Source organism: Streptococcus mitis, from assembly GCF_905187495.1.
GTDB lineage: Bacteria > Bacillota > Bacilli > Lactobacillales > Streptococcaceae > Streptococcus > Streptococcus mitis_CU.
The window spans coordinates 12,151-35,326 of sequence record NZ_CAJJIB010000017.1 but is presented as its reverse complement, the minus strand read 5'-3'; the positions used below and the strand labels follow the sequence as shown (position 1 = coordinate 35,326).

Genomic DNA, 23,176 nt, shown 5'->3' with positions numbered 1-23,176 from the left:
AAACTTCCAAATGGCGATGTAGAACACGTTTATGAGAAAGTTTCAACACCACTTATTCCTCAAACAGAGCCATATAATCCAACACCAACACCAGTTACAGAAAAAGTATTAACAACTTATGTAGATGAAAATGGTGAATTGATTATTCCAAATGAAAATGGATCACATCCAGGTAAGTCATTAGAAGGTTATGAGTTAGTTCGTACAGAAACAGATGCTAATGGAAATGTTCGTAATGTTTACCGTAAGATTCAATCTCAAAAACCAGTACAACCAGTTGAGCCAGCTACTCCAGCAATGCCTGAACAGCCAGCTAAACCTCAAGTACCGGCTACTCCAGCACAACCAGTACCAGCAACAGCAGTAAAAGAAGCTGAAGCTAAGCGTGAATTGCCAAATACTGGTACAGAAGACCATGCTAACCTTGTAGCACTTGGACTTCTAGGAGTATTGAGTGGATTTGGTCTTGTAGCTCGCAAGAAGAAAGAAGACTAAGCTTTCTGATTGATATGATTTGTTTGCAATAAACATATCTGTTTAAACCTGATGAATCATTTGATTCGTCAGGTTTTTTCGGCTCTTTGTCAACTGTAGTGGGTAGAAGGAAAGCTAAGCTCGAGAAAGGACAAATTTCGTCCTTTCTTTTTTTGAGTATAACAGCCATGTCGTTCATCTGAGATGTAAGTACTCCGTGGTTACCATCTACTAGTGAACCTATATGCGTATACTACGTGAGCAATTGAATTCGAACTAGAGAGTTAATTAATAGATTTATGCCATAATCATGGCAGACTGTATGCGTTTGATTATAGTTCATCAAAAACTAGATTAGAATTGTCAGATAATATAATTTTATGTTATAATAAAGAAAAAACAGAGGTGTTCAAATGTCAGAAGCAGGTCATAAGTTTTTAGCAAAATTGGGGAAAAAACGCTTACGTCCAGGTGGAAAACGTGCCACAGATTGGTTAATTGCGGAAGGAGGATTTTCAAAAGAAAAGAGAATACTAGAGGTTGCGTGTAATAGGGGAACTACAGCAATTGAGTTGGCACAGCGTTTTGGTTGTAAGATAACTGCTGTTGATATGGATGGACAAGCCTTAGAAGTGGCTAAAAAATCTGCTGAAGCGGCAGGTGTTGCTCATTTAATCAGTTTTGAAAGAGCAAATGCAATGAAACTTCCTTATCAAGATGCTAGTTTTGATATTGTTATAAATGAAGCTATGCTGACTATGCAAGCCGATCAAGCTAAGAAAAAATGTGTAACGGAGTATCTAAGGGTTTTAAAACCTGGAGGTCTTCTTTTGACACATGATGTGCTTCTTAAGGAAGCTAAAGAGTCTGTCAGACAGGAATTGTCACAAGCAATTCATGTAAATGTAGGTCCTTTAACTCAAGATGGTTGGGAACAGGTGATGATAGAATCAGGTTATCGTGATGTGAAAGTATTGACTGGTGAAATGACATTAATGAAATTATCAGGTATGATTTATGATGAAGGTTGGCTAGGAACTTTGAAAATTTGTGTAAATGCTTGTAAAAAGGAGAATAGAAAGCAGTTTTTAACTATGTATAAAATGTTTGCTAAGAATAAACAGAAACTGGGCTTTATTGCGATGGCTAGTTATAAATCGTCAAATCGTTAGATAATTATTGAAGTTAACTTTTCCTTTTTTCTTTCTTAAAAAATATGCTATAATAGAGAGTAAAAAACTTTGAAAGAAAGAAAAAGATGAATTTAAAAGATTACATTGCAACAATTGAAAATTATCCAAAGGAAGGGATTACCTTCCGTGATATCAGTCCTTTGATGGCTGATGGAAATGCTTATAGCTATGCTGTTCGTGAAATTGTTCAGTATGCTACTGACAAGAAAATTGACATGGTTGTAGGGCCTGAGGCTCGTGGTTTTATCGTGGGCTGTCCAGTTGCCTTTGAGTTGGGAATTGGTTTTGCACCTGTTCGTAAGCCAGGTAAATTGCCACGTGAAGTTATTTCTGCTGACTATGAAAAAGAGTACGGCGTTGATACCTTGACTATGCATGCAGATGCCATCAAGCCAGGTCAACGTGTTCTTATCGTAGATGATCTCTTGGCTACAGGTGGAACTGTTAAGGCAACCATCGAGATGATTGAAAAACTTGGTGGTGTTGTAGCAGGTTGTGCCTTCCTTGTTGAATTGGATGAATTGAACGGCCGTGAAAAAATCGGTGACTACGATTACAAGGTTCTTATGCATTATTAATGAAAAACAGTCCCTAGGGCTGTTTTCTCTACATTAGGATATAAAAATAGACTATAGCTAGTTAGAGAAAAACTATAATTGAAAACTATATCTTCTTGCAGTATAATAAAGGGACTAAGTGTTTGAGATTTAGTTTTATACTCAATGAAAATCAAAGAGCAAACTAGGAAACTAGCCGCAGGCTGCTCAAAGTACAGCTTTGAGGTTGCAGATAAAACTGACGAAGTCAGTAACTATATCTACGGCAAGGCAACGTTGACGCGGTTTGAAGAGATTTTCGAAGAGTTTCAAACATACGCAATTATTCTTTAGAGAGTACAGTTAGGAGAAGGTTATGCCGATTCGAATTGATAAAAAATTGCCAGCTGTTGAGATTTTACGGACAGAGAATATCTTTGTCATGGATGATCAACGTGCGGCCCACCAAGATATCCGTCCCTTGAAAATTTTGATTTTAAACCTAATGCCCAAAAAAGTGGTCACAGAGACCCAGTTGTTACGGCATTTAGCAAATACTCCTTTGCAATTGGACATAGACTTTCTCTATATGGAGAGCCACCGTTCCAAGACGACTCGTGCAGAGCACATGGAGACCTTTTATAAAACTTTTCCTGAAGTCAAGGACGAGTATTTTGATGGGATGATTATCACAGGGGCTCCGATTGAGCATTTACCATTTGAGGAAGTGGACTATTGGGAGGAATTCAGTCAGGTGCTTGAGTGGTCCAAGACCCATGTCTATTCGACCCTTCATATCTGTTGGGGTGCTCAGGCTGGTCTTTATCTGCGCTATGGAGTGGAAAAATACCAGATGGACAGTAAGCTATCAGGTATTTATCCTCAAGACACCCTAAAAGAGGGTCACCTTCTTTTTAGAGGCTTTGATGATAGCTACGTTTCCCCTCATTCACGGCACACGGAGATTTCTAAGGAAGAGGTCTTAAACAAAACTAATCTCGAGATTTTATCAGAGGGTCCTCAGGTTGGGGTTTCGATTTTGGCCAGTCGGGATTTACGAGAAATTTATAGTTTTGGGCATTTGGAATATGACCGTGATACCTTGGCAAAAGAGTATTTTAGGGATCGTGATGCAGGTTTAGATCCTCATATTCCAGAAAATTACTTTAAGGATGATGATGTCAACCAGACACCTTGTCTTTGTTGGTCTTCATCAGCAGCCCTCTTTTTCAGTAACTGGGTGAACTATGCGGTCTATCAGGAGACGCCTTTTGACTGGAGAAAAATTCAAGATGATGCATCTGCTTTTGGGTATTTATAAGAGGAATTATGACATATTTAGACGCTTTTAAATCAGGGAACTTGGTTTTACCAAGTGCCCTGCTCTTGCATTTTAAGGAACTCTTTCCTTCAAGCGACGATTTTCTGGTCTGGCAATTTTTCTATTTGCAAAATACGACAGGTTTGGATGAAATGTCGCCAAGCCAGATTGCTGAAAGGATTGGCAAGGAAATTTCGGATGTCAATCAGGCTATTTCCAATCTGACGGAGAGGGGACTACTTCAGTATCGAACCATCGAATTGAATGGTGAAATTGAATTGCTTTTTGATGCTAGTTTGGCTTTGGAACGTTTGGATAATTTGCTTGGAGCCGCTCATTCGAGTTCAGACCAGTTGACATCTCAAAATCAGCTCAAAGATTTGGTGGAAACCTTCCAGCAGGAATTAGGACGCTTGTTGACCCCTTTTGAGATTGAAGATTTGACCAAGACACTAAAGGAAGATGGAACCAGTGCTGACTTGATTAAGGAAGCTCTTCGTGAAGCTGTTTTGAATGGAAAACCAAACTGGAAGTACATTCAGGCGATTTTGAGAAATTGGCGCCATGAAGGCATTAAAAGTGTGGTTCAAATAGAGGCCAAGCGGGCAGAGAGAGAAGCAAGCAATCCTCAGTTGACACAGGTATCGGCAGATTTTAGAAATGCTATGGATCTCTGGAAGGATTAATCCTTGTAAGCAGGCTTGAAATCCGAGTAAGATTTGCAAGCTGTGTCTAATTGTGATAAAATAAATAGAAAATAAATTGAAAAAAGAGGTATGTGAAATGTCACGTAAACCATTTATCGCTGGTAACTGGAAAATGAACAAAAATCCAGAAGAAGCTAAAGCATTCGTTGAAGCAGTTGCGTCAAAACTTCCTTCATCAGATCTTGTTGAAGCAGGTATCGCAGCTCCAGCTCTTGATTTGACAACTGTTCTTGCTGCTGCAAAAGGTTCAAACCTTAAAGTTGCTGCTCAAAACTGCTACTTTGAAAATGCAGGTGCTTTCACTGGTGAAACTAGCCCACAAGTTTTGAAAGAAATCGGTACTGATTACGTTGTTATCGGTCACTCAGAACGCCGTGACTACTTCCATGAAACTGACGAAGATATCAACAAAAAAGCAAAAGCAATCTTTGCAAACGGTATGCTTCCAATCATCTGTTGTGGTGAATCACTTGAAACTTACGAAGCTGGTAAAGCTGCTGAGTTTGTAGGTGCTCAAGTATCTGCTGCATTGGCTGGATTGACTGCTGAACAAGTCGCTGCCTCAGTTATCGCTTATGAGCCAATCTGGGCTATCGGTACTGGTAAATCAGCTTCACAAGACGACGCACAAAAAATGTGTAAAGTTGTTCGTGACGTTGTAGCTGCTGACTTTGGTCAAGAAGTTGCAGACAAAGTTCGTGTTCAATACGGTGGTTCTGTTAAACCTGAAAACGTTGCTTCATACATGGCTTGCCCAGACGTTGACGGTGCCCTTGTTGGTGGTGCGTCACTTGAAGCTGAAAGCTTCTTGGCATTGCTTGACTTTGTAAAATAATTAGTAAGTAGCAAAAGCTAGGTGGAACAGCATTCAGATGTCTGTTCCATTTTTTATAAGGGAGGAAAGATTGAAAACAAAGATTGGAAAAATTGGATTAGCAAGTGCCTTTTTGCTTGGATTGATCGTTAATCAGGTGGCTGCAAATGAAGCTGAAGCGAAAGCATCTTCGGAAGAAAGCAGTGTTCAAGCTTCTTCTAGTAAGGTAGAAGAAAAGAAATCAGAAACGACTACAAGTCAAAAAGAAGAAGAGAAAAAGGTTGAGACTTCTTCTAGTCAGCGTCCAGAGAAAAAGGAAGAAGTAAAAGAGACGCGAGCTAGTAGTCAGAAAGAAGAAAGTAAGCCAAATTCAACATCAGCACATTGGGAAGGTGACTTCTATGTAAAAGCAGATGGTTCAAAAGCTAAGAGTGAATGGATTTTCGATACTAGCTACAATAGTTGGTTCTATATAAAAGCAGATGGTCGTTATGCTCAAAAAGAATGGCATGGAAACTATTACCTCAAAGCGGGTGGTTACATGGCTAAAAATGAATGGGTTTACGATAACAATTATAAGAGCTGGTTCTACCTCAAGGCAGATGGTTCTTATGCAGAACAAGAATGGCAGAAAATCAATGGCAAATGGTACTATTTCAAGAAGTGGGGCTATATGGCTAAAAGTCAGTGGCAAGGAAATTATTTCTTGAATGGTCAAGGTGTTATGATGCAAAATGAATGGCTTTATGATCCAACTTATTCTTCTTATTTCTACCTGAAGTCTGATGGTTCTTATGCTAATGAACAGTGGCAAAAGGTAGATGGCAAGTGGTACTATTTCAAGAAGTGGGGGTACATGGCTCAAGATGAGTGGCATGGGGACTACTATCTTACTGAAAGTGGTGCTATGGCAACAGGTGAGTTAATTATGGACGATACTCGTTATACTTTTGCTGATTCAGGGGAACTGAAAGAAAAGAAAGCCTTGAATGTTGGTTGGGTTTATCGAAATGGACACCGTTATTTCTTTAACCATCGTGAAGAACAGGTCGGAACTGACCGTGCTAAGAAGGTTATTGATGTCAGTGAACACAATGGTCGTATCAGTGACTGGAAAAAAGTCATCGATGATAATGGAGTAGATGGAGTCATTGTTCGTTTGGGCTATAGTGGAACTGAGGACAAGGAATTGGCTCATAATATCAAGGAGTTAAATCGTCTTGGAATTCCTTACGGTGTTTATCTTTATACCTATGCAGAAAATGAAACAGATGCTGAGAATGATGCTAAACAGACCATTGAACTTTTGAAGAAATATAAAATGAACTTGTCTTATCCAATCTACTATGATGTTGAAAATTGGGAATATGAAAATAAATCTAAGAAAGCACCGACAGATACAACTACTTGGGTTAAAATTATCAATAAGTATATGGAAACCATGAAGCATGCTGGTTATCAAAACGTGAAAGTTTATAGCTATCGTCAACTTTTGCAAACTCGTTTGAATCATCCAAATATTTTACAACATGTAAACTGGGTTGCTGCCTATACGGATGCGCTTGATTGGAACAATCCTCATTATTCAGGAGAAAAAGGATGGCAATATACTTCATCTGACTCTCTTAAAGGGATTCGGGGTCATGTTGATGTTAGCGTCTGGTATTAAGATGTAAAACTTAGAAAAGAGCCTACAAATTGTATGCTCTTTTCTTTATTTTATATCTGTTAAGAGAGTTTGAAAGTGACTGGATTTCATTCTAAAAAATTCTTAAATTATCAGTCTATTGCAACTTTTCTCATGTGAGTCATTTGGCTTGCTATTGGTTTTCCTTAGTAGTATACTAAGGTAGTAATCATTAAGAAGTGGTTACAAATAATAATGAATGAGGTAAAATAAAATGGTAGAATTGAAAAAAGAAGCAGTAAAAGACGTAACATCATTGACAAAAGCAGCGCCAGTAGCATTGGCAAAAACAAAGGAAGTATTGAACCAAGCTGTTGCTGATTTGTATGTGGCCCATGTGGCTTTGCACCAAGTACACTGGTACATGCGTGGTCGTGGTTTCCTTGTATGGCATCCAAAAATGGATGAGTATATGGAAGCTCTTGATGGTCAATTGGATGAAATCAGCGAACGCTTGATTACACTTGGTGGTAGCCCATTCTCTACATTGACAGAATTCCTTCAAAACAGTGAAATCGAAGAAGAAGCTGGTGAATACCGTAATGTTGAAGAAAGCTTGGAACGTGTCCTTGCTATCTACCGTTACTTGTCAGAACTCTTCCAAAAAGGTTTGGATGTTACTGATGAAGAAGGTGACGATGTGACAAACGGTATCTTTACAGATGCTAAAACTGAAACTGATAAAACAATCTGGATGCTTGCCGCAGAACTTGGACAAGCACCTGGTTTGTAAGAAATAGAATAATCATATAAAAATCTGTAGGATGCCTCTTACAGATTTTTTTCTATTCTGTAAGCTATTCCAAACCAGTCTTTTTTTGAGTTTTTTGATAAAATAGTACTATCAGTGAAAAGGATGGAAGCATGACTAAGAAAATCGTAGCTATTTGGGCCCAGGATGAAGAGGGTGTGATTGGTAAGGACAATCGTCTGCCTTGGCATTTGCCAGCAGAACTGCAACACTTCAAAGAAACAACTCTGAATCATGCTATCTTGATGGGGCGTGTGACCTTTGATGGGATGGGGCGTCGCTTGCTTCCACAACGGGAAACTCTGATTTTGACGCGTAATTCTGAAGAAAAGATAGACGGGGTTATTACTTTTTATGATATCCAGTCTGTCTTGGGCTGGTATCAGGCTCAAGAAAAGAATCTCTATATTATTGGTGGAAAGCAGATTTTTCAGGCTTTTGAACCCTATTTGGATGAAGTGATTGTGACTCAAATTCATGCTCGGGTGGAGGGAGATACCTATTTCCCTGAAGAGTTTGCCTTGTCTCTTTTTGAGACGGTTTCAAGCAAATCTTATACCAAAGATGAGAAAAATCCTTATGATTTTACCATCCAATACCGCAAGAGAAAGGAAGTCTAATGGAACGTAGTATATTTGGTTTTTTCACAGCCATGCTGTGTTTGGTCTGCTTACTTGCAGGAGCACAGGCTTTTCGTAAAAAGCGCTATGGACTTTCTGTCCTGCTCTGGTTAAATGCCTTTACCAATTTGGTCAATAGTATCCATGCTTTTTACATGACCTTATTTTAGATAGAATGACAGTATAGAATAGAACGGAAGGAAATCATGCCTACAAATAGGAATAATGATATGATGGTTTATTGCTCATTTTGTGGCAAAAGCCAAGAAGAAGTACAAAAAATAATCGCTGGCAACAATGCCTTTATCTGTAATGAATGTGTGGAGTTGGCCCAGGAAATCATTCGTGAGGAGTTGGCGGAAGAAGTCTTGGCAGACTTGTCTGAGGTACCAAAACCAATTGAACTCCTCCATATCTTGAACCACTATGTAATTGGTCAAGATCGTGCCAAGCGTGCCTTGGCAGTGGCGGTTTACAACCACTACAAACGTATCAATTTTCACGATACGCGAGAAGAGTCAGAAGATGTAGATTTGCAGAAGTCAAACATCTTGATGATTGGCCCAACTGGTTCAGGGAAAACTTTCCTTGCTCAGACCTTGGCTAAGAGCTTGAATGTACCTTTTGCGATTGCGGATGCGACAGCTCTTACTGAGGCTGGTTATGTAGGTGAGGACGTGGAAAACATCCTTCTCAAACTATTGCAGGCTGCTGACTTTAACATTGAACGTGCAGAGCGTGGCATTATTTATGTGGATGAAATTGACAAGATTGCCAAGAAGAGTGAGAACGTGTCTATCACACGTGATGTTTCTGGTGAAGGGGTGCAACAAGCCCTTCTCAAGATTATCGAGGGAACCGTTGCTAGCGTGCCGCCTCAAGGTGGACGTAAACATCCACAACAAGAGATGATTCAAGTGGATACTAAAAATATCCTCTTTATCGTGGGTGGTGCCTTTGATGGTATTGAAGAAATTGTCAAACAACGTCTGGGTGAAAAAGTCATCGGATTTGGTCAAAACAATAAAGCGATTGATGAAAATAGCTCTTACATGCAAGAAATCATCGCAGAAGATATTCAAAAATTTGGTATTATCCCTGAGTTGATTGGACGTTTGCCTGTCTTTGCTGCTCTTGAGCAATTGACAGTGGATGACTTGGTTCGTATCTTGAAAGAGCCAAGAAATGCTTTGGTGAAACAATATCAAACCTTGCTTTCTTATGATGATGTCGAGTTGGAATTTGACGACGAAGCCCTTCAAGAGATTGCAAATAAGGCCATCGAACGCAAAACCGGTGCGCGTGGTCTTCGCTCGATTATCGAAGAAACCATGCTAGATGTCATGTTTGAAGTACCGAGTCAGGAAAATGTGAAATTGGTCCGCATCACTAAAGAAGCTGTCGATGGAACAGATAAACCAATCCTAGAAACAGCCTAGAGGTGACTATGGAACTTAATACACATAATGCTGAAATCTTGCTCAGTGCGGCTAATAAGTCCCACTATCCGCAGGATGAACTGCCAGAGATTGCTCTAGCAGGGCGTTCAAATGTTGGCAAGTCTAGCTTTATCAACACTATGTTGAATCGTAAGAATCTAGCCCGAACATCAGGTAAACCTGGTAAAACTCAGCTGCTCAACTTCTTTAATATCGACGACAAGATGCGCTTTGTGGATGTGCCTGGTTATGGCTATGCCCGTGTTTCCAAAAAGGAACGTGAAAAGTGGGGGCGCATGATTGAGGAGTACCTAACGACTCGGGAAAATCTCCGTGCAGTGGTCAGTCTAGTTGACCTTCGTCATGACCCGTCAGCAGATGATGTGCAGATGTACGAATTTCTTAAGTATTATGAGATTCCAGTCATCATTGTGGCGACCAAGGCGGACAAGATTCCTCGTGGTAAATGGAATAAGCATGAATCAGCAATCAAAAAGAAATTAAACTTTGACCCAAGTGACGACTTCATCCTCTTTTCATCTGTCAGCAAGGCAGGGATGGATCAAGCTTGGGATGCAATCTTAGAAAAATTGTGAGGAAAAGAAAATGGCAAAAACAATTCATACAGATAAGGCCCCAAAGGCTATCGGACCATATGTTCAAGGAAAAATCGTTGGCAACCTTTTGTTTGCTAGTGGTCAAGTTCCCCTATCTCCTGAAACTGGGGAAATCGTTGGAGAAACGATTCAAGAACAGACAGAACAAGTCTTGAAAAACATCGGTGCTATTTTGGCAGAGGCAGGAACTGACTTTGACCATGTTGTCAAAACAACTTGTTTCTTGAGTGATATGAACGACTTTGTTCCTTTTAATGAGGTTTACCAAACAGCCTTTAAAGAGGAATTCCCAGCTCGTTCAGCTGTGGAGGTAGCTCGTCTTCCTCGTGATGTAAAAGTCGAAATCGAAGTCATCGCAGAGATTGGATAAGCTAGTTGAAGTTTGGTTCTGCCAAACTTCTTTTGATATAAGGAGAAAAAGATGACAAAGAAACAACTTCACTTGGTGATTGTGACAGGAATGAGTGGTGCAGGGAAAACAGTTGCCATTCAGTCCTTCGAAGATTTAGGTTATTTTACTATTGATAATATGCCGCCAGCTCTCTTGCCTAAGTTTTTGCAGTTGGTTGAAACAAAGGAAGACGACCATAAGTTGGCTTTGGTAGTGGATATGCGTAGCCGTTCTTTCTTTTCAGAGATTCAAGCTGTTTTGGATGAGTTGGAAAACAAGGAAGAACTGGACTTTAAAATTCTCTTTTTGGATGCAGCTGATAAGGAATTGGTCGCTCGTTACAAGGAAACCAGACGGAGTCATCCATTAGCAGCAGATGGACGGATTTTGGATGGAATCAAGCTGGAACGTGAACTCTTGGCACCTTTGAAAAATATGAGCCAAAATGTGGTGGATACAACTGAACTTACTCCTCGTGAACTGCGTAAAACCATTGCAGAGCAGTTTTCTGATCAGGAACAAGCCCAGTCTTTCCGTATCGAAGTCATGTCTTTTGGCTTTAAATATGGAATCCCGATTGATGCAGATTTAGTCTTTGATGTCCGATTCTTGCCAAATCCCTACTACCTACCAGAACTGAGAAACCAAACGGGTGTGGATGAACCAGTTTATGACTATGTCATGAATCATCCTGAGTCAGAAGATTTTTATCAACATTTGTTGGCCTTGATTGAGCCAATTTTGCCAAGTTACCAAAAGGAAGGGAAGTCCGTTTTGACCATTGCCATGGGCTGTACAGGAGGACAACACCGTAGTGTGGCCTTTGCTAAACGCTTGGCGCAGGACTTATCCAAGAATTGGCCTGTTAATGAAGGGCACCGTGACAAAGACCGAAGAAAGGAAACGGTAAACCGTTCATGAGAAAACCAAAGATAACGGTGATTGGTGGAGGGACTGGAATCCCCGTCATTCTAAAAAGTCTGCGGGAAAAAGATGTGGAAATCGCTGCTATCGTAACGGTGGCGGATGATGGTGGTTCTTCAGGTGAACTCAGAAAAAATATGCAGCAGTTGACACCGCCAGGCGATCTCCGCAATGTACTTGTAGCCATGTCGGATATGCCTAAGTTTTATGAGAAAGTCTTTCAGTATCGCTTCTCTGAAGATGCTGGAGCCTTTGCTGGCCATCCATTGGGCAATCTCATTATCGCTGGCCTGTCAGAAATGCAGGGTTCGACCTACAATGCCATGCAGTTGCTGAGCAAATTTTTCCATACAACTGGAAAGATTTATCCTTCCAGTGACCATCCTTTGACCCTACACGCAGTCTTTCAGGATGGGACAGAGGTGGCTGGAGAGAGTCATATTGCAGACCATCCAGGCATGATTGACCATGTCTATGTGACCAATACCCTTAACGATGATACGCCTCTGGCTAGCCGTCGAGTGGTGCAGACCATTCTTGAAAGTGACATGATTGTCCTCGGACCTGGTTCTCTCTTTACCTCGATTTTGCCCAATATCGTGATTAAGGAAATCGGGCAGGCGCTTTTGGAAACCAAGGCAGAAATCGCCTATGTCTGCAATATCATGACCCAACGTGGGGAGACGGAACACTTTACAGATAGTGACCATGTGGAAGTCTTGCATCGTCACCTTGGCCGACCTTTTATCGACACTGTCTTGGTGAATATCGAAAAAGTGCCTCAGGAATACATGAATTCCAACCGTTTTGATGAATACTTGGTGCAGGTGGAACATGATTTTGCTGGTCTTTGTAAGCAAGTTCCGCGTGTGATTTCATCCAACTTCCTTCGTCTGGAAAATGGGGGTGCCTTCCACGATGGAGATTTGATCGTGGATGAGTTGATGCGCATTATAAAGGTGAGAAAATGAGTTTCACAGTAGCAGTAAAAGAAGAAATTCTAGGTCAGCACCATCTGAGCCGGCATGAATTATCTGCCATTATCAAGATGTCTGGTAGCATCGGTCTTTCGACTTCGGGCTTGACCTTGTCTGTCGTGACAGAAAATGCCAAACTGGCTCGGCACCTCTATGAGTCCTTTCTCCATTTCTACGAAATCAAATCGGAAATCCGACACCACCAACGGAGCAATCTTCGTAAGAATCGGGTCTATACCGTTTTTACAGATGAAAAGGTGCAGGACTTATTGAGTGATTTGCACTTGGCAGACTCGTTCTTTGGTCTGGAAACAGGTATTGATGGGGCGATTTTATCAGACGAGGAAGCAGGCCGTGCCTATCTCTGTGGCGCTTTCTTGGCAAATGGCAGCATTCGTGACCCTGAGTCAGGCAAGTACCAGTTGGAAATCAGTTCTGTTTATCTGGACCACGCGCAAGGGATTGCCTCTCTTCTCCAGCAGTTTTTACTGGATGCCAAGGTGCTTGAACGCAAGAAGGGGGCTGTGACCTATCTCCAGCGAGCCGAAGATATTATGGACTTCTTGATTGTCATCGGAGCCATGAAGGCGCGTGATGATTTTGAGCGAGTTAAGATTTTACGAGAAACCCGTAACGACCTTAATCGTGCTAATAATGCTGAAACGGCGAATATTGCTCGGACAGTTTCTGCCAGCATGAAGACTATCAACAATATCAGCAAAATCAAAGATATCATGGGCCTAGAAAATCTACCAGTAGATTTGCAGGAGGTAGCGCAGTTGAGAATTCAGCACCCAGATTACTCTATCCAGCAGTTAGCAGATAGTCTCAGCACTCCTCTGACCAAAAGTGGTGTTAACCACAGACTCAGAAAAATCAATAAGATAGCCGATGAGTTATAAAGATATAAAACACCTCTTTCTTGACAATTAAATAGAGTATGTGAGATAATAAAGGGGAATTGAGAAGTTCTAGCATTTTAGTGCTAACAGAAATCCCCTCGGTACTGCAATACTGAGGGGATTTTTTTCTGGGTTAGATAGCACTAACCAGGAAGGTTACTTGTCGAAGTGATCGTCTAACCAACGAGTCACCAGCCATGAGATGATACTCTCGATGACTGCGATAAGTACTATTTTGAGAAGTTCTAGCATCTGTAATACCTCCTTTTCCAAGGCGTATTGTTAGTGCCGTCCCTATTATATCACATGTTTTATCAGTTTGATAGGCATTTTTATTTTTGTTAAAGAAGGGGGAAATATGAGCTAACAAATTAGCCGATGAACTATAAAACCACGAATCCTATGTGACTCGTGGTTCTTTTTCTATAAACTAGTAGAGTGTTTTGGTTGTACTTTTTGTTCTGGGTCGATGTAGTTAATGGCATTGTTAACAGCGGTTGGTGCTTCTCCAAGCCCTGTCGCAATCAGATCAATTTTTCCGTCATAGTAGCAACAGTCACCGATAGCATAGATACCTGCTTGGCTAGATTCTTGCTTGCTATTGACGATAATCTTGTGACGGTTGAGGTCCAGACCCCAGTTTTTAAGGTTACCAACAGAAGATTTGAAACCATAGTTGACAAAGAGGTGGTCTAGGTCAATAGTTTCTGTTTCATCAGATTTGACTTTTGTGATTTCAAGTTTATCGAGTATTTTTCCATCTCCAAGGAGTTGGCTAGGGACGAATGGTGTCTTGATGATCACAGAAGATTCCTGCAAAGCTTGGACACTGTGTTCCAAGGCGCGGAAATTATCTCTGCGGTGAACAAGGGTAGTTGGTGCAATTTTTTCAAAAGCCAAAGCCCAATCCACAGCCGAGTCTCCTCCACCAAGAATCGTCACTTTCTTACCAGCATATTGCTGGATGTTGGAAACGTGGTAGTGGATATTTTCATAGTCTTCAACGCCTTCTAGTTCCAGAGGACGTGGTTTGAAGGCACCGCCCCCCATAGCGATGATAACAGTTTTAGACAGGTGACTTCCTTTAGAAGTTGTGATGACAAATCCTTCTTCTTGTTTTTCAATCTCAAGAACCGTTTCATTGAGATGAATAGGGGTATCAAAGCCGTTTAATTGCTCGATTAGACGGTTAGTCAACTCTTCTCCAGTCAGGTTTGGGAAACCCGGGACGTCTAAAATTTCCTTTTCAGGGTAGAGAATAGCAGGTTGTCCACCTAGTTGGGGAAGAGAGTCGATGATTTGGACCTTGGCTTGGCGTAGGTGGGCATAGAAGGCTGCAAAAAGCCCGACAGGACCACCACCTACAATGGTAATATCATAGAGTTGAGACATGGTTTCTCCTTTGTTTTTTCTAGTCAGTTTATTTTATCATATTTTTCCTTAATTTAAAATGAAGTAGGATAGGGAAAAAAATGCCAGAAAAATGGTATAATAGAAAGGAACGTGTTTGGACAGAGAGGAGACAGCAGATGAACTTTCAACAATTATCCAATCTGCAATATTGGACTAGCTTGTTTTCTAGTCCTTGGAGTATTGCCATCAATCTGTTTGATATTTTGATTGTGGCCTATATTTTATATCGTTTTACAAAAGCGATAGCTGGCACCAAGATTATGATTTTGGTGCGTGGGGTCGTGATCTTTGTATTAGCCCAGGTTGTGGCCAATATCCTTGATTTAACAACGATTTCTTGGTTGATTAATCAGATTATCACCTATGGGGTTATTGCTGCGGTTGTTATCTTCTCTCCAGAGATTCGGACTGGTTTGGAACGCTTGGGAAGGGCGACAGATTTCTTTTCTACTGCTCAAATTAGTGCAGAGGAGCAAATGATTCGTGCCTTTGTCAAGTCGGTTGAATATATGAGTCCTCGTAAGATTGGTGCTCTGGTTGCCATCCAACGAGTTCGGACCTTACAAGAATACATTGCGACAGGGATTCCTTTGGATGCCAATATTTCAGCTGAACTCCTTATTAATATCTTTATCCCCAACACTCCCCTACACGATGGTGCTGTGATTATCAGAGAAAATCGAATAGCAGTAACCTCTGCCTATCTTCCCTTGACAGAAAGCACAGGGATTTCCAAGGAATTTGGGACCAGACACCGGGCGGCTATCGGTTTGTCAGAAGTATCCGATGCCTTGACCTTCATCGTCTCAGAGGAAACAGGAGGCATTTCTATTACCTATAACGGTGTTTTCAAGCACGACTTGACGATTGAAGAATTTGAAGCAGAGCTACGAGCAATTCTTTTGCCAGCTGTTGAGGAAAAAGTCAGTTTCAAGGACCGTTTGCTAGGAGGTTGGAAATATGAGAAAAAATAGTCTATATATCATTTCATCTCTCTTTTTTGCTTGTGTCTTATTCATTTATGCAACGTCAACCAACTTTCAAAATAGCAATACCGCAAGGCAGGTCAAATCAGAAACCTACACCAATACGATAACGAACGTTCCTATCGATATTCACTATGATAATGACCAGTATTTCATTAGTGGATTTGCATCAGAAGTTTCAGTGATATTAACCGGAGCTAATCGTGTGACCTTGGCCAGCGAAATGCAGGAGAGCACTCGTAAGTTTAAGGTCACAGCGGATTTGACGGATGCCAGTGTTGGAACGATTGAAGTTCCCTTGAACATTGAAAATCTTCCAAGTGGATTGACTGCTGTGGCAACGCCTCAAAAGATTACAGTGAAAGTTGGGAAGAAGGTTAAACGAGATGGGATGCTTGTTGTGCCACAAGTTGACCAAAGCCAGATTGATCCCAAGCTACAAATTGATAGTGTAACCGTGTCAAACGAACGAGTTTCTGTCACAACTGACCAAGAAACACTAGCTAAAATTGATCGTATTATTGCGCTTTTACCAACCAGCGAACGTATAACAGGTAATTACAGTGGTTCAGTACCTTTGCAGGCAATCGATCGCAATGGTGTTGTCTTACCGGCAGTTATTACTCCGTTCGACACAACAATGAAGGTGACTACAAAACCAGTAGCACCAAGTTCAAGCACATCAAATTCAACTACAAGCAGTTCGTCGGAGACATCTTCGTCAACGAAAGCAACTAGTTCAAAAACGAATTAAAAATAGAAAAAGGATTTTATAAAAATGGGTAAATATTTTGGGACTGATGGAGTCCGTGGAGAAGCTAACGTAGAATTAACGCCAGAGTTGGCCTTTAAACTAGGACGTTTTGGAGGCTATGTTCTTAGTCAACATAAAACGGAAGCACCGAAAGTTTTTGTAGGACGTGATACACGTATTTCTGGGGAAATGCTAGAATCTGCCTTGGTGGCAGGTCTCCTCTCTGTAGGGATTCACGTCTACAAACTTGGTGTCCTTGCAACACCAGCAGTAGCTTACTTGGTGAAAACTGAGGGAGCCAGTGCAGGTGTCATGATTTCTGCTAGTCACAACCCAGCCCTTGATAATGGAATTAAGTTCTTTGGTGGTGATGGCTTCAAACTGGACGATGAAAAAGAAGCAGAAATTGAAGCCCTGCTAGATGCTGCAGAAGATACTCTTCCTCGTCCAAGTGCAGAAGGATTGGGAACCTTGGTAGATTATCCAGAAGGCTTGCGTAAGTATGAAGGCTACCTTGTTTCAACTGGAACTCCTCTTGATGGAATGAAGGTTGCCTTGGATACAGCCAATGGTGCAGCTTCTACAAGTGCCCGTCAAATCTTTGCAGACCTTGGTGCTCAATTAACGGTTATCGGGGAAACACCAGATGGTCTTAACATCAACCTTAATGTTGGTTCAACCCACCCAGAAACCCTTCAAGAAGTGGTCAAAGAAAGCGGCTCAGCTATTGGTTTGGCCTTTGACGGAGATAGTGACCGCTTGATTGCTGTTGATGAAAATGGTGATATCGTTGATGGTGACAAGATTATGTACATCATCGGGAAATATCTTTCTGAAAAAGGACAATTGGCTCAAAATACAATCGTGACAACTGTTATGTCCAACCTTGGTTTCCACAAGGCCTTGGACCGTGAAGGTATTAACAAGGCAGTCACTGCAGTTGGCGACCGCTACGTTGTTGAAGAAATGAGAAAATCAGGCTACAACCTCGGTGGTGAACAGTCTGGTCACGTCATCTTGATGGATTACAATACAACAGGTGATGGCCAATTATCTGCTGTTCAATTGACCAAAATCATGAAGGAAACTGGTAAGAGCTTGTCAGAGTTGGCAGCAGAAGTAACCATCTATCCACAAAAATTAGTCAATATCCGAGTGGAAAATGCCATGAAGGAAAAGGCTATGGAAGTGCCAGCTATCAAGGTTATCATCGAGAAGATGGAAGCTGAAATGGCGGGGAATGGCCGTATCCTTGTTCGCCCAAGTGGAACAGAGCCTCTTTTGCGTGTTATGGCAGAAGCGCCTACAACAGAAGAAGTGGACTACTATGTTGATACCATCGCAGACGTAGTTCGAGCTGAAATCGGGATTGACTAAATCCTAGAAAACTAGATGAAAATAAAAAATTATGGTACAATAGCTTATAATATTGTAGCCGAGGGAGAAAGACATGAATCTTAAACGTGAACAAGAATTTGTTAGTCAGTATCATTTTGATGCGCGTAATTTTGAATGGGAAAATGAAAATGGAGCTCCTGAAACTAAGGTGGATGTGAACTTCCAATTAATTCAACATGACCAAGAAAATCAAGTGACTTCCTTGATTGTTATCTTGAGTTTTATGATTGTATTTGATAAATTTGTCATCAGTGGAACCATTTCACAGGTGAACCATATCGATGGTCGTATTGTTAACGAACCAAGTGAATTGAACCAAGAAGAAGTGGAAACCTTGGCTCGTCCATGTTTGAACATGCTCAACCGTTTGACTTATGAAGTAACTGAAATTGCATTAGACTTACCAGGAATCAATTTGGAGTTCTAATATGAAATTAGCTGTTATCACAGATTCCTCTGCCTATCTCAGTGCAGATACCTTGCAAAGAGAAGATTTATTTGTCTTGGATATTCCTGTTAATATTGATGGTGAGGAGTATGTCGAAGGGATCAATCTGACTGCTGAGGAATTTTACCAAAAAATGGCTCAGGCTTCTGAATTGCCTAAGACCAGTCAACCAAGTATTGCCAAGTTAGATGAGATTCTAACTTCGCTTAAAGAACAAGGCTATACACATGCTTTGGGGCTTTTCCTATCTTCTGGAATTTCAGGTTTTTACCAAAATATCCAGTACATGGTCGATGATTATGAGGGATTAACCATTGCCTTCCCAGACACTTTGATTACAAGTGCTCCTCTGGGTATCATGGTTGAAAGTGTCTTTAACTGGCGAGACCAGGGTGATGACTTTGCCATTATTCAGGATAAGCTAGCTATCCAAATTAGTCACACATCTGCTTTCATCATGGTCGATGATTTGGACCACTTGGTTAAAGGTGGACGCCTTTCAAATGGAGCTGCGATTTTGGGCAATCTGCTAAGCATTAAGCCAATCCTCTATTTCAATAACCAAGGTGTGATTGAAGTGTACGAAAAAGTCCGTACTGAAAAGAAAGCAACCAAGCGCTTAATTGAAATTATCAAGGAAGCAACAGCTTCAGGCCAATACCGTATCATTGTCATTCACGGAAATGCCCCTGAAAAGGCTGAAGAATTGCGTCAGCACTTACTTGAATCAGGAGTGGGTACGGATATTTCACTTGCTACATTTGGTAGTGTCATTGGGACCCACCTAGGAGCAGGAAGTATTGCACTAGGTTATATTCCAGTGATTTAGTTGGCGTTTCTAGGCTAGTTAAGAAATCTTGTATCATAGCAATTAAACACGGACTACCTGCCTCTTGAAAAAAGATGCCTGTTTTGCCTTTCATGGAAAATCAGCGCCATTCCCTATTTTTCATGGGCAGCTAAGGTCCTTTGTATCTTAGACAGGAGTAGAGATGAGTATTCGAGTAATTATTGCTGGTTTTAAAGGAAAAATGGGTCAGGCTGCTTGTCAGATGGTCTTGTCTGATCCAGACTTGGACTTGGTAGCAGTTTTGTATCCTTTTGAGTCTGAGTCAGAATGGCAGGGAATTCCTGTTTTCAAGGATAAGGCTGATTTAGCAGGCTTTGAAGCGGATGTCTGGGTAGATTTTACTACTCCAGCTGTTGCCTACGAAAATACACGTTTTGCCCTCGAAAACGGCTTTGCTCCAGTAGTTGGAACGACTGGCTTTACTAGTGAACAAATTGCAGAACTAAAAGCATTTTCCCGTACCCAAGATTTGGGTGGCTTGATTGCTCCAAATTTTGCCTTGGGTGCTGTCTTACTCATGCAATTTGCGACGCAGGCTGCCAAATATTTCCCAAATGTGGAGATTATCGAGCTTCATCATGACAAGAAAAAAGATGCTCCGAGTGGAACAGCTATTAAAACAGCTGAGTTGATGGCAGAAGTTCGTGAATCAATCCAGCAAGGTGCGCCTGATGAGGAAGAATTGATTGCAGGTGCCCGTGGTGCTGACTTTGAAGGCATGCGGATTCACTCAGTTCGTTTGCCAGGCTTGGTAGCCCATCAGGAAGTCATCTTTGGCAATCAGGGAGAAGGATTGACCCTCCGTCATGACTCCTATGATCGCAGCTCCTTCATGACAGGGGTGAATTTGGGAATTAAAGAAGTTGTCAAGCGTCATGAGCTTGTCTATGGATTAGAACACTTATTATGAGATTAACGCAAATGCCTTCTGAATTTCAGAAGGCTTTACCAGTATTAGAAAAAATTAAAGAAGCAGGCTTTGAAGCCTATTTTGTTGGGGGTTCTGTTCGAGATGCCCTTCTCAATCGTCCCATCCACGATGTGGATATTGCGACGTCTTCTTATCCAGAAGAGACCAAGCAGATTTTTCCTCGAACAGCCGATATCGGAATCGAGCATGGAACCGTCTTGGTTTTAGATGGGGATGAGGAGTATGAGGTAACCACCTTTCGGACAGAGGATGTCTATGTGGACTATCGCAGACCAAGTGCGGTTTCCTTTGTGCGCTCGCTAGAAGAAGACCTCAAGCGCCGTGATTTTACAGTCAATGCCTTTGCCTTGGACGAGACAGGAGAAATTGTTGACTTGTTCCATGGCTTAGAGGATTTGGAAAACCAAGTCTTGAGAGCAGTTGGAGTGGCTAGTGAGCGTTTCAACGAAGATGCTCTGCGGATTATGCGCGGTTTCCGTTTTCAGGCCAGCCTTGGCTTTGAACTTGAGCCAGAAACATTTAAAGCTATGAAGACCTTGACACCGCTTCTGGAGAAAATTTCTGTAGAGCGTACCTTCGTTGAGTTTGATAAACTCTTGCTGGCTCCCTTTTGGAGAAGGGGCTTGGCTTCCATGATTGAGAGTCAAGCTTATGATTATCTCCCTGATATGGCAGCTAGCCAGGACGAGCTTAACAGACTGTTTGATTTGGAGACTGATTTCACCTTTGAATCTTCAGAGCAAGCCTGGGCAGCTCTACTGTGGGCTTTGGAGATTGAAAATGCGCAGCCATTTTTGAAGGCTTGGAAGACCTCACGTCAATTTGCCAAGCAAGTTCAGGATTTGCTGACTATTTTGGCCTTGCGTGAAAAGGGAGAATTGAGCAAGCGCGATTGTTACCGCTTTGACTTGGATTTACTTTTACAGTCTGAAAATCTTCGTCAGGCCCAAGGAAAAGAAGTCAACCCACAAGCCATCACTGAAACCTACCAGAGCTTGACCATTCATGATAAGAAAGAAATTCAGATTAACGGTGGCATTTTAATCAAGGAATATGGTTATCAGCCGGGCCCAGACTTGGGAGAGATTTTAACAGAGATTGAATATGCCATTGTCGATGGAGAATTGGAAAATGACCGTCAAGCCATCCATGCTTATCTGAGGGAGAAAAAATGAGTGATTTTATCGTTGAAAAACTAAGTAAATCCGTCGGTGACAAGACCGTTTTTAAGGATATTTCCTTTATCATCCATGACCTAGACAGAATTGGTCTGATCGGTGTCAATGGGACTGGCAAGACCACCCTTTTGGATGTTCTTTCTGGTGTGTCTGGCTTTGATGGTGATGTCAGTCCTTTTTCAGCTAAGAATGATTACCAGATTGGCTACTTGACCCAGGATCCTGATTTTGATGATAGCAAGACGGTCTTGGATACGGTTCTATCCAGCGACCTCAAGGAAATCCAGCTCATTCGTGAGTATGAGTTGATCATGCTCAACTACAGTGAGGACAAGCAGGCGCGTTTGGAACGAGTCATGGCAGAAATGGACTCTCTCCAAGCATGGGAAATTGAGAGTCAGGTCAAGACCGTTCTTAGTAAATTGGGCATTCAAGACTTATCTACTCCTGTTGGGGAATTATCAGGTGGTCTGAGAAGACGGGTCCAGTTGGCGCAAGTTCTTCTTGGTAATCACGACCTCTTACTTCTGGATGAACCGACCAACCACTTAGATATAGCGACTATTGAGTGGTTGACCCTCTTTTTAAAAAATTCTAAGAAGACAGTTCTCTTTATCACTCACGATCGTTATTTCTTAGACGCTTTGTCAACACGGATTTTCGAGTTGGACCGAGCAGGCTTAACAGAATATCAGGGCAATTATCAGGACTATGTTCGCCTTAAGGCGGAACAGGACGAGCGCGATGCGGCCCTTCTCCACAAAAAGGAACAACTTTATAAGCAAGAATTGGCCTGGATGCGCAGACAACCGCAGGCGCGTGCGACCAAGCAGCAGGCTCGTATCAATCGTTTCCACGACTTGAAGAAAGAGGTTTCAGGCAGTAGTGCTGAGACAGACTTGACTATGAACTTTGAAACCAGTCGTATTGGGAAGAAAGTCATCGAGTTTCAGGATGTTTCCTTTGCCTATGAAAATAAGCCCATTTTGCAAGATTTTAATCTCTTGGTGCAGGCCAAAGACCGTATTGGAATCGTTGGGGACAACGGTGTTGGGAAATCAACCCTGCTCAACCTGATTGCTGGAAGTCTTGAGCCAACTGAAGGCCAAGTTGTCATAGGGGAAACTGTTCGCATCGCCTATTTCTCTCAGCAAATTGAGGGCTTGGATGAAAGCAAGCGAGTGATCAATTACTTGCAGGAAGTGGCAGAAGAGGTCAAGACCAGCGGTGGTTCTACGACTTCTATTGCAGAGCTGCTGGAGCAGTTTCTTTTCCCACGTTCGACGCATGGAACCTTGATTGAGAAATTGTCTGGGGGAGAGAAAAAACGTCTTTATCTCCTCAAACTGCTCTTGGAAAAACCAAATGTTCTTCTCTTGGACGAACCGACAAATGATCTAGATATTGCGACCTTGACAGTTTTGGAGAATTTCTTGCAAGGCTTTGCTGGTCCAGTTTTGACTGTTAGTCACGACCGCTATTTCTTGGATAAGGTAGCGACCAAGATTCTGGCTTTTGAAGATGGCAAGATTCGTCCATTCTTTGGTCATTATACCGACTACCTAGATGAAAAAGCCTTTGAAACAGAGATGGCCAATCAAGTACAAAAGGCTGAAAAGGAGAAAGTGGTCAAGGTTCGTGAAGACAAGAAACGCATGACCTACCAAGAAAAGCAGGAGTGGGCAAGCATTGAAGGCGATATTGAAGCCTTGGAAAATCGTATCGCTGCTATTGAAGAGGAGATGCAGGCCAACGGCTCTGATTTTAGCAAACTAGCGACTCTTCAAAAAGAACTGGATGAGAAAAACGAAGCACTCCTTGAAAAATACGACCGCTATGAATATCTAAGTGACTTTGATAGCTAG

General features: G+C 41.7%; 25 protein-coding genes. 24 read left to right on the top strand and 1 reads right to left on the bottom strand.

What is annotated here, in order from left to right; translation table 11 throughout:
* From JQ843_RS03875 to whiA, 16 genes are all read left to right on the top strand, one after another.
* Nucleotides 1–495, top strand: a 495-nt coding sequence (locus JQ843_RS03875) for an LPXTG cell wall anchor domain-containing protein (protein WP_203212943.1), incomplete at its 5' end; no start/stop codon positions are given.
* A 392-nt stretch (nt 496–887) separates the two neighbouring features.
* Nucleotides 888–1,646: a class I SAM-dependent methyltransferase gene (locus JQ843_RS03870; protein WP_203212942.1), complete on the top strand. Its 759-nt coding sequence runs from the start codon at nt 888–890 to the stop codon at nt 1,644–1,646.
* A gap of 86 nt (nt 1,647–1,732) precedes the next feature.
* Entirely contained in the window at nt 1,733–2,245 is a 513-nt protein-coding gene (locus tag JQ843_RS03865) for an adenine phosphoribosyltransferase (protein WP_001049320.1), read from the top strand.
* Between the two features lie 334 nt (nt 2,246–2,579).
* Nucleotides 2,580–3,524 (top strand): homoserine O-acetyltransferase MetA, encoded by a 945-nt coding sequence (gene metA / locus JQ843_RS03860; protein WP_203212941.1) that lies wholly within the window; start codon nt 2,580–2,582, stop codon nt 3,522–3,524.
* An 8-nt stretch (nt 3,525–3,532) separates the two neighbouring features.
* Nucleotides 3,533–4,210, top strand: a complete 678-nt coding sequence (locus JQ843_RS03855; RefSeq protein WP_203212940.1) for a DnaD domain-containing protein — start codon at nt 3,533–3,535, stop codon at nt 4,208–4,210.
* Nucleotides 4,211–4,307: 97 nt separating this feature from the next.
* A complete protein-coding gene (tpiA, locus tag JQ843_RS03850; RefSeq protein ID WP_000087893.1) occupies nt 4,308–5,066 on the top strand; it encodes a triose-phosphate isomerase in 759 nt (252 codons plus the stop codon).
* A gap of 37 nt (nt 5,067–5,103) precedes the next feature.
* Entirely contained in the window at nt 5,104–6,714 is a 1,611-nt protein-coding gene (lytC, locus tag JQ843_RS03845; RefSeq protein ID WP_203212939.1) for a GH25 family lysozyme, read from the top strand.
* 232 nt (nt 6,715–6,946) lie between these two features.
* A complete protein-coding gene (locus JQ843_RS03840; protein WP_000229882.1) occupies nt 6,947–7,465 on the top strand; it encodes a Dps family protein in 519 nt (172 codons plus the stop codon).
* 131 nt (nt 7,466–7,596) lie between these two features.
* A complete protein-coding gene (locus JQ843_RS03835; protein ID WP_203212938.1) occupies nt 7,597–8,103 on the top strand; it encodes a dihydrofolate reductase in 507 nt (168 codons plus the stop codon).
* On the top strand, nt 8,103–8,273 hold the full coding sequence (locus JQ843_RS03830; protein WP_000442260.1) for a hypothetical protein: 171 nt from the start codon (nt 8,103–8,105) through the stop codon (nt 8,271–8,273). Before JQ843_RS03835 ends, JQ843_RS03830 begins: the two co-directional genes overlap by 1 nt.
* A gap of 36 nt (nt 8,274–8,309) precedes the next feature.
* Nucleotides 8,310–9,542, top strand: a complete 1,233-nt coding sequence (gene clpX, locus JQ843_RS03825; RefSeq protein ID WP_012972566.1) for an ATP-dependent Clp protease ATP-binding subunit ClpX — start codon at nt 8,310–8,312, stop codon at nt 9,540–9,542.
* Between the two features lie 8 nt (nt 9,543–9,550).
* A complete protein-coding gene (yihA, locus tag JQ843_RS03820) occupies nt 9,551–10,138 on the top strand; it encodes a ribosome biogenesis GTP-binding protein YihA/YsxC (RefSeq protein ID WP_020900580.1) in 588 nt (195 codons plus the stop codon).
* Between the two features lie 10 nt (nt 10,139–10,148).
* On the top strand, nt 10,149–10,529 hold the full coding sequence (locus tag JQ843_RS03815) for a RidA family protein (RefSeq protein ID WP_001140420.1): 381 nt from the start codon (nt 10,149–10,151) through the stop codon (nt 10,527–10,529).
* A gap of 51 nt (nt 10,530–10,580) precedes the next feature.
* Nucleotides 10,581–11,471 carry an RNase adapter RapZ gene (rapZ, locus tag JQ843_RS03810; protein ID WP_020903049.1) on the top strand — a complete coding sequence of 297 codons (891 nt, stop codon included), beginning with the start codon at nt 10,581–10,583 and terminating at the stop codon, nt 11,469–11,471.
* Nucleotides 11,468–12,445, top strand: coding sequence for a YvcK family protein (locus JQ843_RS03805; RefSeq protein ID WP_023943688.1), 978 nt, complete (start codon nt 11,468–11,470; stop codon nt 12,443–12,445). The genes rapZ and JQ843_RS03805 overlap by 4 nt, the downstream gene beginning before the upstream one ends.
* Nucleotides 12,442–13,353 carry a DNA-binding protein WhiA gene (gene whiA / locus JQ843_RS03800; RefSeq protein WP_049546606.1) on the top strand — a complete coding sequence of 304 codons (912 nt, stop codon included), beginning with the start codon at nt 12,442–12,444 and terminating at the stop codon, nt 13,351–13,353. Before JQ843_RS03805 ends, whiA begins: the two co-directional genes overlap by 4 nt.
* Nucleotides 13,354–13,776: 423 nt before the next feature.
* On the opposite strand, the gene JQ843_RS03795 is transcribed toward whiA, so the two are convergent.
* The gene (locus JQ843_RS03795; RefSeq protein ID WP_033685400.1) at nt 13,777–14,745 is read right to left on the bottom strand and encodes an NAD(P)/FAD-dependent oxidoreductase; all 969 of its coding nucleotides are present in this window, start codon (nt 14,743–14,745) and stop codon (nt 13,777–13,779) included.
* A 137-nt stretch (nt 14,746–14,882) separates the two neighbouring features.
* On the opposite strand from JQ843_RS03795, the gene cdaA reads away from it, so the two are divergent.
* The 8 genes from cdaA (at nt 14,883) to JQ843_RS03755 (ending at nt 23,176) form a co-directional block, all read left to right on the top strand.
* Nucleotides 14,883–15,740, top strand: coding sequence for a diadenylate cyclase CdaA (gene cdaA / locus JQ843_RS03790; protein WP_001011069.1), 858 nt, complete (start codon nt 14,883–14,885; stop codon nt 15,738–15,740).
* A complete protein-coding gene (locus JQ843_RS03785) occupies nt 15,727–16,506 on the top strand; it encodes a CdaR family protein (RefSeq protein WP_203212937.1) in 780 nt (259 codons plus the stop codon). Before cdaA ends, JQ843_RS03785 begins: the two co-directional genes overlap by 14 nt.
* 24 nt (nt 16,507–16,530) lie before the next feature.
* Nucleotides 16,531–17,883 carry a phosphoglucosamine mutase gene (gene glmM, locus JQ843_RS03780; RefSeq protein ID WP_203212936.1) on the top strand — a complete coding sequence of 451 codons (1,353 nt, stop codon included), beginning with the start codon at nt 16,531–16,533 and terminating at the stop codon, nt 17,881–17,883.
* Nucleotides 17,884–17,956: 73 nt separating this feature from the next.
* Nucleotides 17,957–18,331 (top strand): DUF1149 family protein, encoded by a 375-nt coding sequence (locus JQ843_RS03775; RefSeq protein WP_001050079.1) that lies wholly within the window; start codon nt 17,957–17,959, stop codon nt 18,329–18,331.
* A 1-nt stretch (nt 18,332) separates the two neighbouring features.
* A complete protein-coding gene (locus tag JQ843_RS03770; protein ID WP_203212935.1) occupies nt 18,333–19,181 on the top strand; it encodes a DegV family protein in 849 nt (282 codons plus the stop codon).
* Nucleotides 19,182–19,344: 163 nt separating this feature from the next.
* Nucleotides 19,345–20,112: a 4-hydroxy-tetrahydrodipicolinate reductase gene (gene dapB / locus JQ843_RS03765; RefSeq protein WP_203212934.1), complete on the top strand. Its 768-nt coding sequence runs from the start codon at nt 19,345–19,347 to the stop codon at nt 20,110–20,112.
* Complete coding sequence (locus JQ843_RS03760; RefSeq protein WP_338014939.1) at nt 20,109–21,308, top strand: CCA tRNA nucleotidyltransferase; 1,200 nt, start codon at nt 20,109–20,111, stop codon at nt 21,306–21,308. The genes dapB and JQ843_RS03760 overlap by 4 nt, the downstream gene beginning before the upstream one ends.
* Nucleotides 21,305–23,176 carry an ABC-F family ATP-binding cassette domain-containing protein gene (locus JQ843_RS03755; RefSeq protein WP_203212933.1) on the top strand — a complete coding sequence of 624 codons (1,872 nt, stop codon included), beginning with the start codon at nt 21,305–21,307 and terminating at the stop codon, nt 23,174–23,176. Before JQ843_RS03760 ends, JQ843_RS03755 begins: the two co-directional genes overlap by 4 nt.

Bases quoted from the DNA above. Each gene is read 5' to 3' on its own strand.
- JQ843_RS03815 (WP_001140420.1), top strand. From the start codon at position 10,149: ATGGCAAAAACAATTCATACAGATAAGGCCCCAAAGGCTATCGGACCA.
- metA (WP_203212941.1), top strand. From the start codon at position 2,580: ATGCCGATTCGAATTGATAAAAAATTGCCAGCTGTTGAGATTTTACGG.
- tpiA (WP_000087893.1), top strand. From the start codon at position 4,308: ATGTCACGTAAACCATTTATCGCTGGTAACTGGAAAATGAACAAAAAT.
- rapZ (WP_020903049.1), top strand. From the start codon at position 10,581: ATGACAAAGAAACAACTTCACTTGGTGATTGTGACAGGAATGAGTGGT.
- glmM (WP_203212936.1), top strand. From the start codon at position 16,531: ATGGGTAAATATTTTGGGACTGATGGAGTCCGTGGAGAAGCTAACGTA.
- cdaA (WP_001011069.1), top strand. From the start codon at position 14,883: ATGAACTTTCAACAATTATCCAATCTGCAATATTGGACTAGCTTGTTT.
- JQ843_RS03830 (WP_000442260.1), top strand. From the start codon at position 8,103: ATGGAACGTAGTATATTTGGTTTTTTCACAGCCATGCTGTGTTTGGTC.
- JQ843_RS03770 (WP_203212935.1), top strand. From the start codon at position 18,333: ATGAAATTAGCTGTTATCACAGATTCCTCTGCCTATCTCAGTGCAGAT.
- JQ843_RS03840 (WP_000229882.1), top strand. From the start codon at position 6,947: ATGGTAGAATTGAAAAAAGAAGCAGTAAAAGACGTAACATCATTGACA.
- JQ843_RS03775 (WP_001050079.1), top strand. From the start codon at position 17,957: ATGAATCTTAAACGTGAACAAGAATTTGTTAGTCAGTATCATTTTGAT.
- JQ843_RS03865 (WP_001049320.1), top strand. From the start codon at position 1,733: ATGAATTTAAAAGATTACATTGCAACAATTGAAAATTATCCAAAGGAA.
- clpX (WP_012972566.1), top strand. From the start codon at position 8,310: ATGCCTACAAATAGGAATAATGATATGATGGTTTATTGCTCATTTTGT.
- dapB (WP_203212934.1), top strand. From the start codon at position 19,345: ATGAGTATTCGAGTAATTATTGCTGGTTTTAAAGGAAAAATGGGTCAG.
- JQ843_RS03870 (WP_203212942.1), top strand. From the start codon at position 888: ATGTCAGAAGCAGGTCATAAGTTTTTAGCAAAATTGGGGAAAAAACGC.
- JQ843_RS03760 (WP_338014939.1), top strand. From the start codon at position 20,109: ATGAGATTAACGCAAATGCCTTCTGAATTTCAGAAGGCTTTACCAGTA.
- JQ843_RS03785 (WP_203212937.1), top strand. From the start codon at position 15,727: ATGAGAAAAAATAGTCTATATATCATTTCATCTCTCTTTTTTGCTTGT.
- whiA (WP_049546606.1), top strand. From the start codon at position 12,442: ATGAGTTTCACAGTAGCAGTAAAAGAAGAAATTCTAGGTCAGCACCAT.
- JQ843_RS03805 (WP_023943688.1), top strand. From the start codon at position 11,468: ATGAGAAAACCAAAGATAACGGTGATTGGTGGAGGGACTGGAATCCCC.
- JQ843_RS03855 (WP_203212940.1), top strand. From the start codon at position 3,533: ATGACATATTTAGACGCTTTTAAATCAGGGAACTTGGTTTTACCAAGT.
- JQ843_RS03755 (WP_203212933.1), top strand. From the start codon at position 21,305: ATGAGTGATTTTATCGTTGAAAAACTAAGTAAATCCGTCGGTGACAAG.
- JQ843_RS03835 (WP_203212938.1), top strand. From the start codon at position 7,597: ATGACTAAGAAAATCGTAGCTATTTGGGCCCAGGATGAAGAGGGTGTG.
- JQ843_RS03795 (WP_033685400.1), bottom strand. From the start codon at position 14,745: ATGTCTCAACTCTATGATATTACCATTGTAGGTGGTGGTCCTGTCGGG.
- yihA (WP_020900580.1), top strand. From the start codon at position 9,551: ATGGAACTTAATACACATAATGCTGAAATCTTGCTCAGTGCGGCTAAT.
- lytC (WP_203212939.1), top strand. From the start codon at position 5,104: ATGTCTGTTCCATTTTTTATAAGGGAGGAAAGATTGAAAACAAAGATT.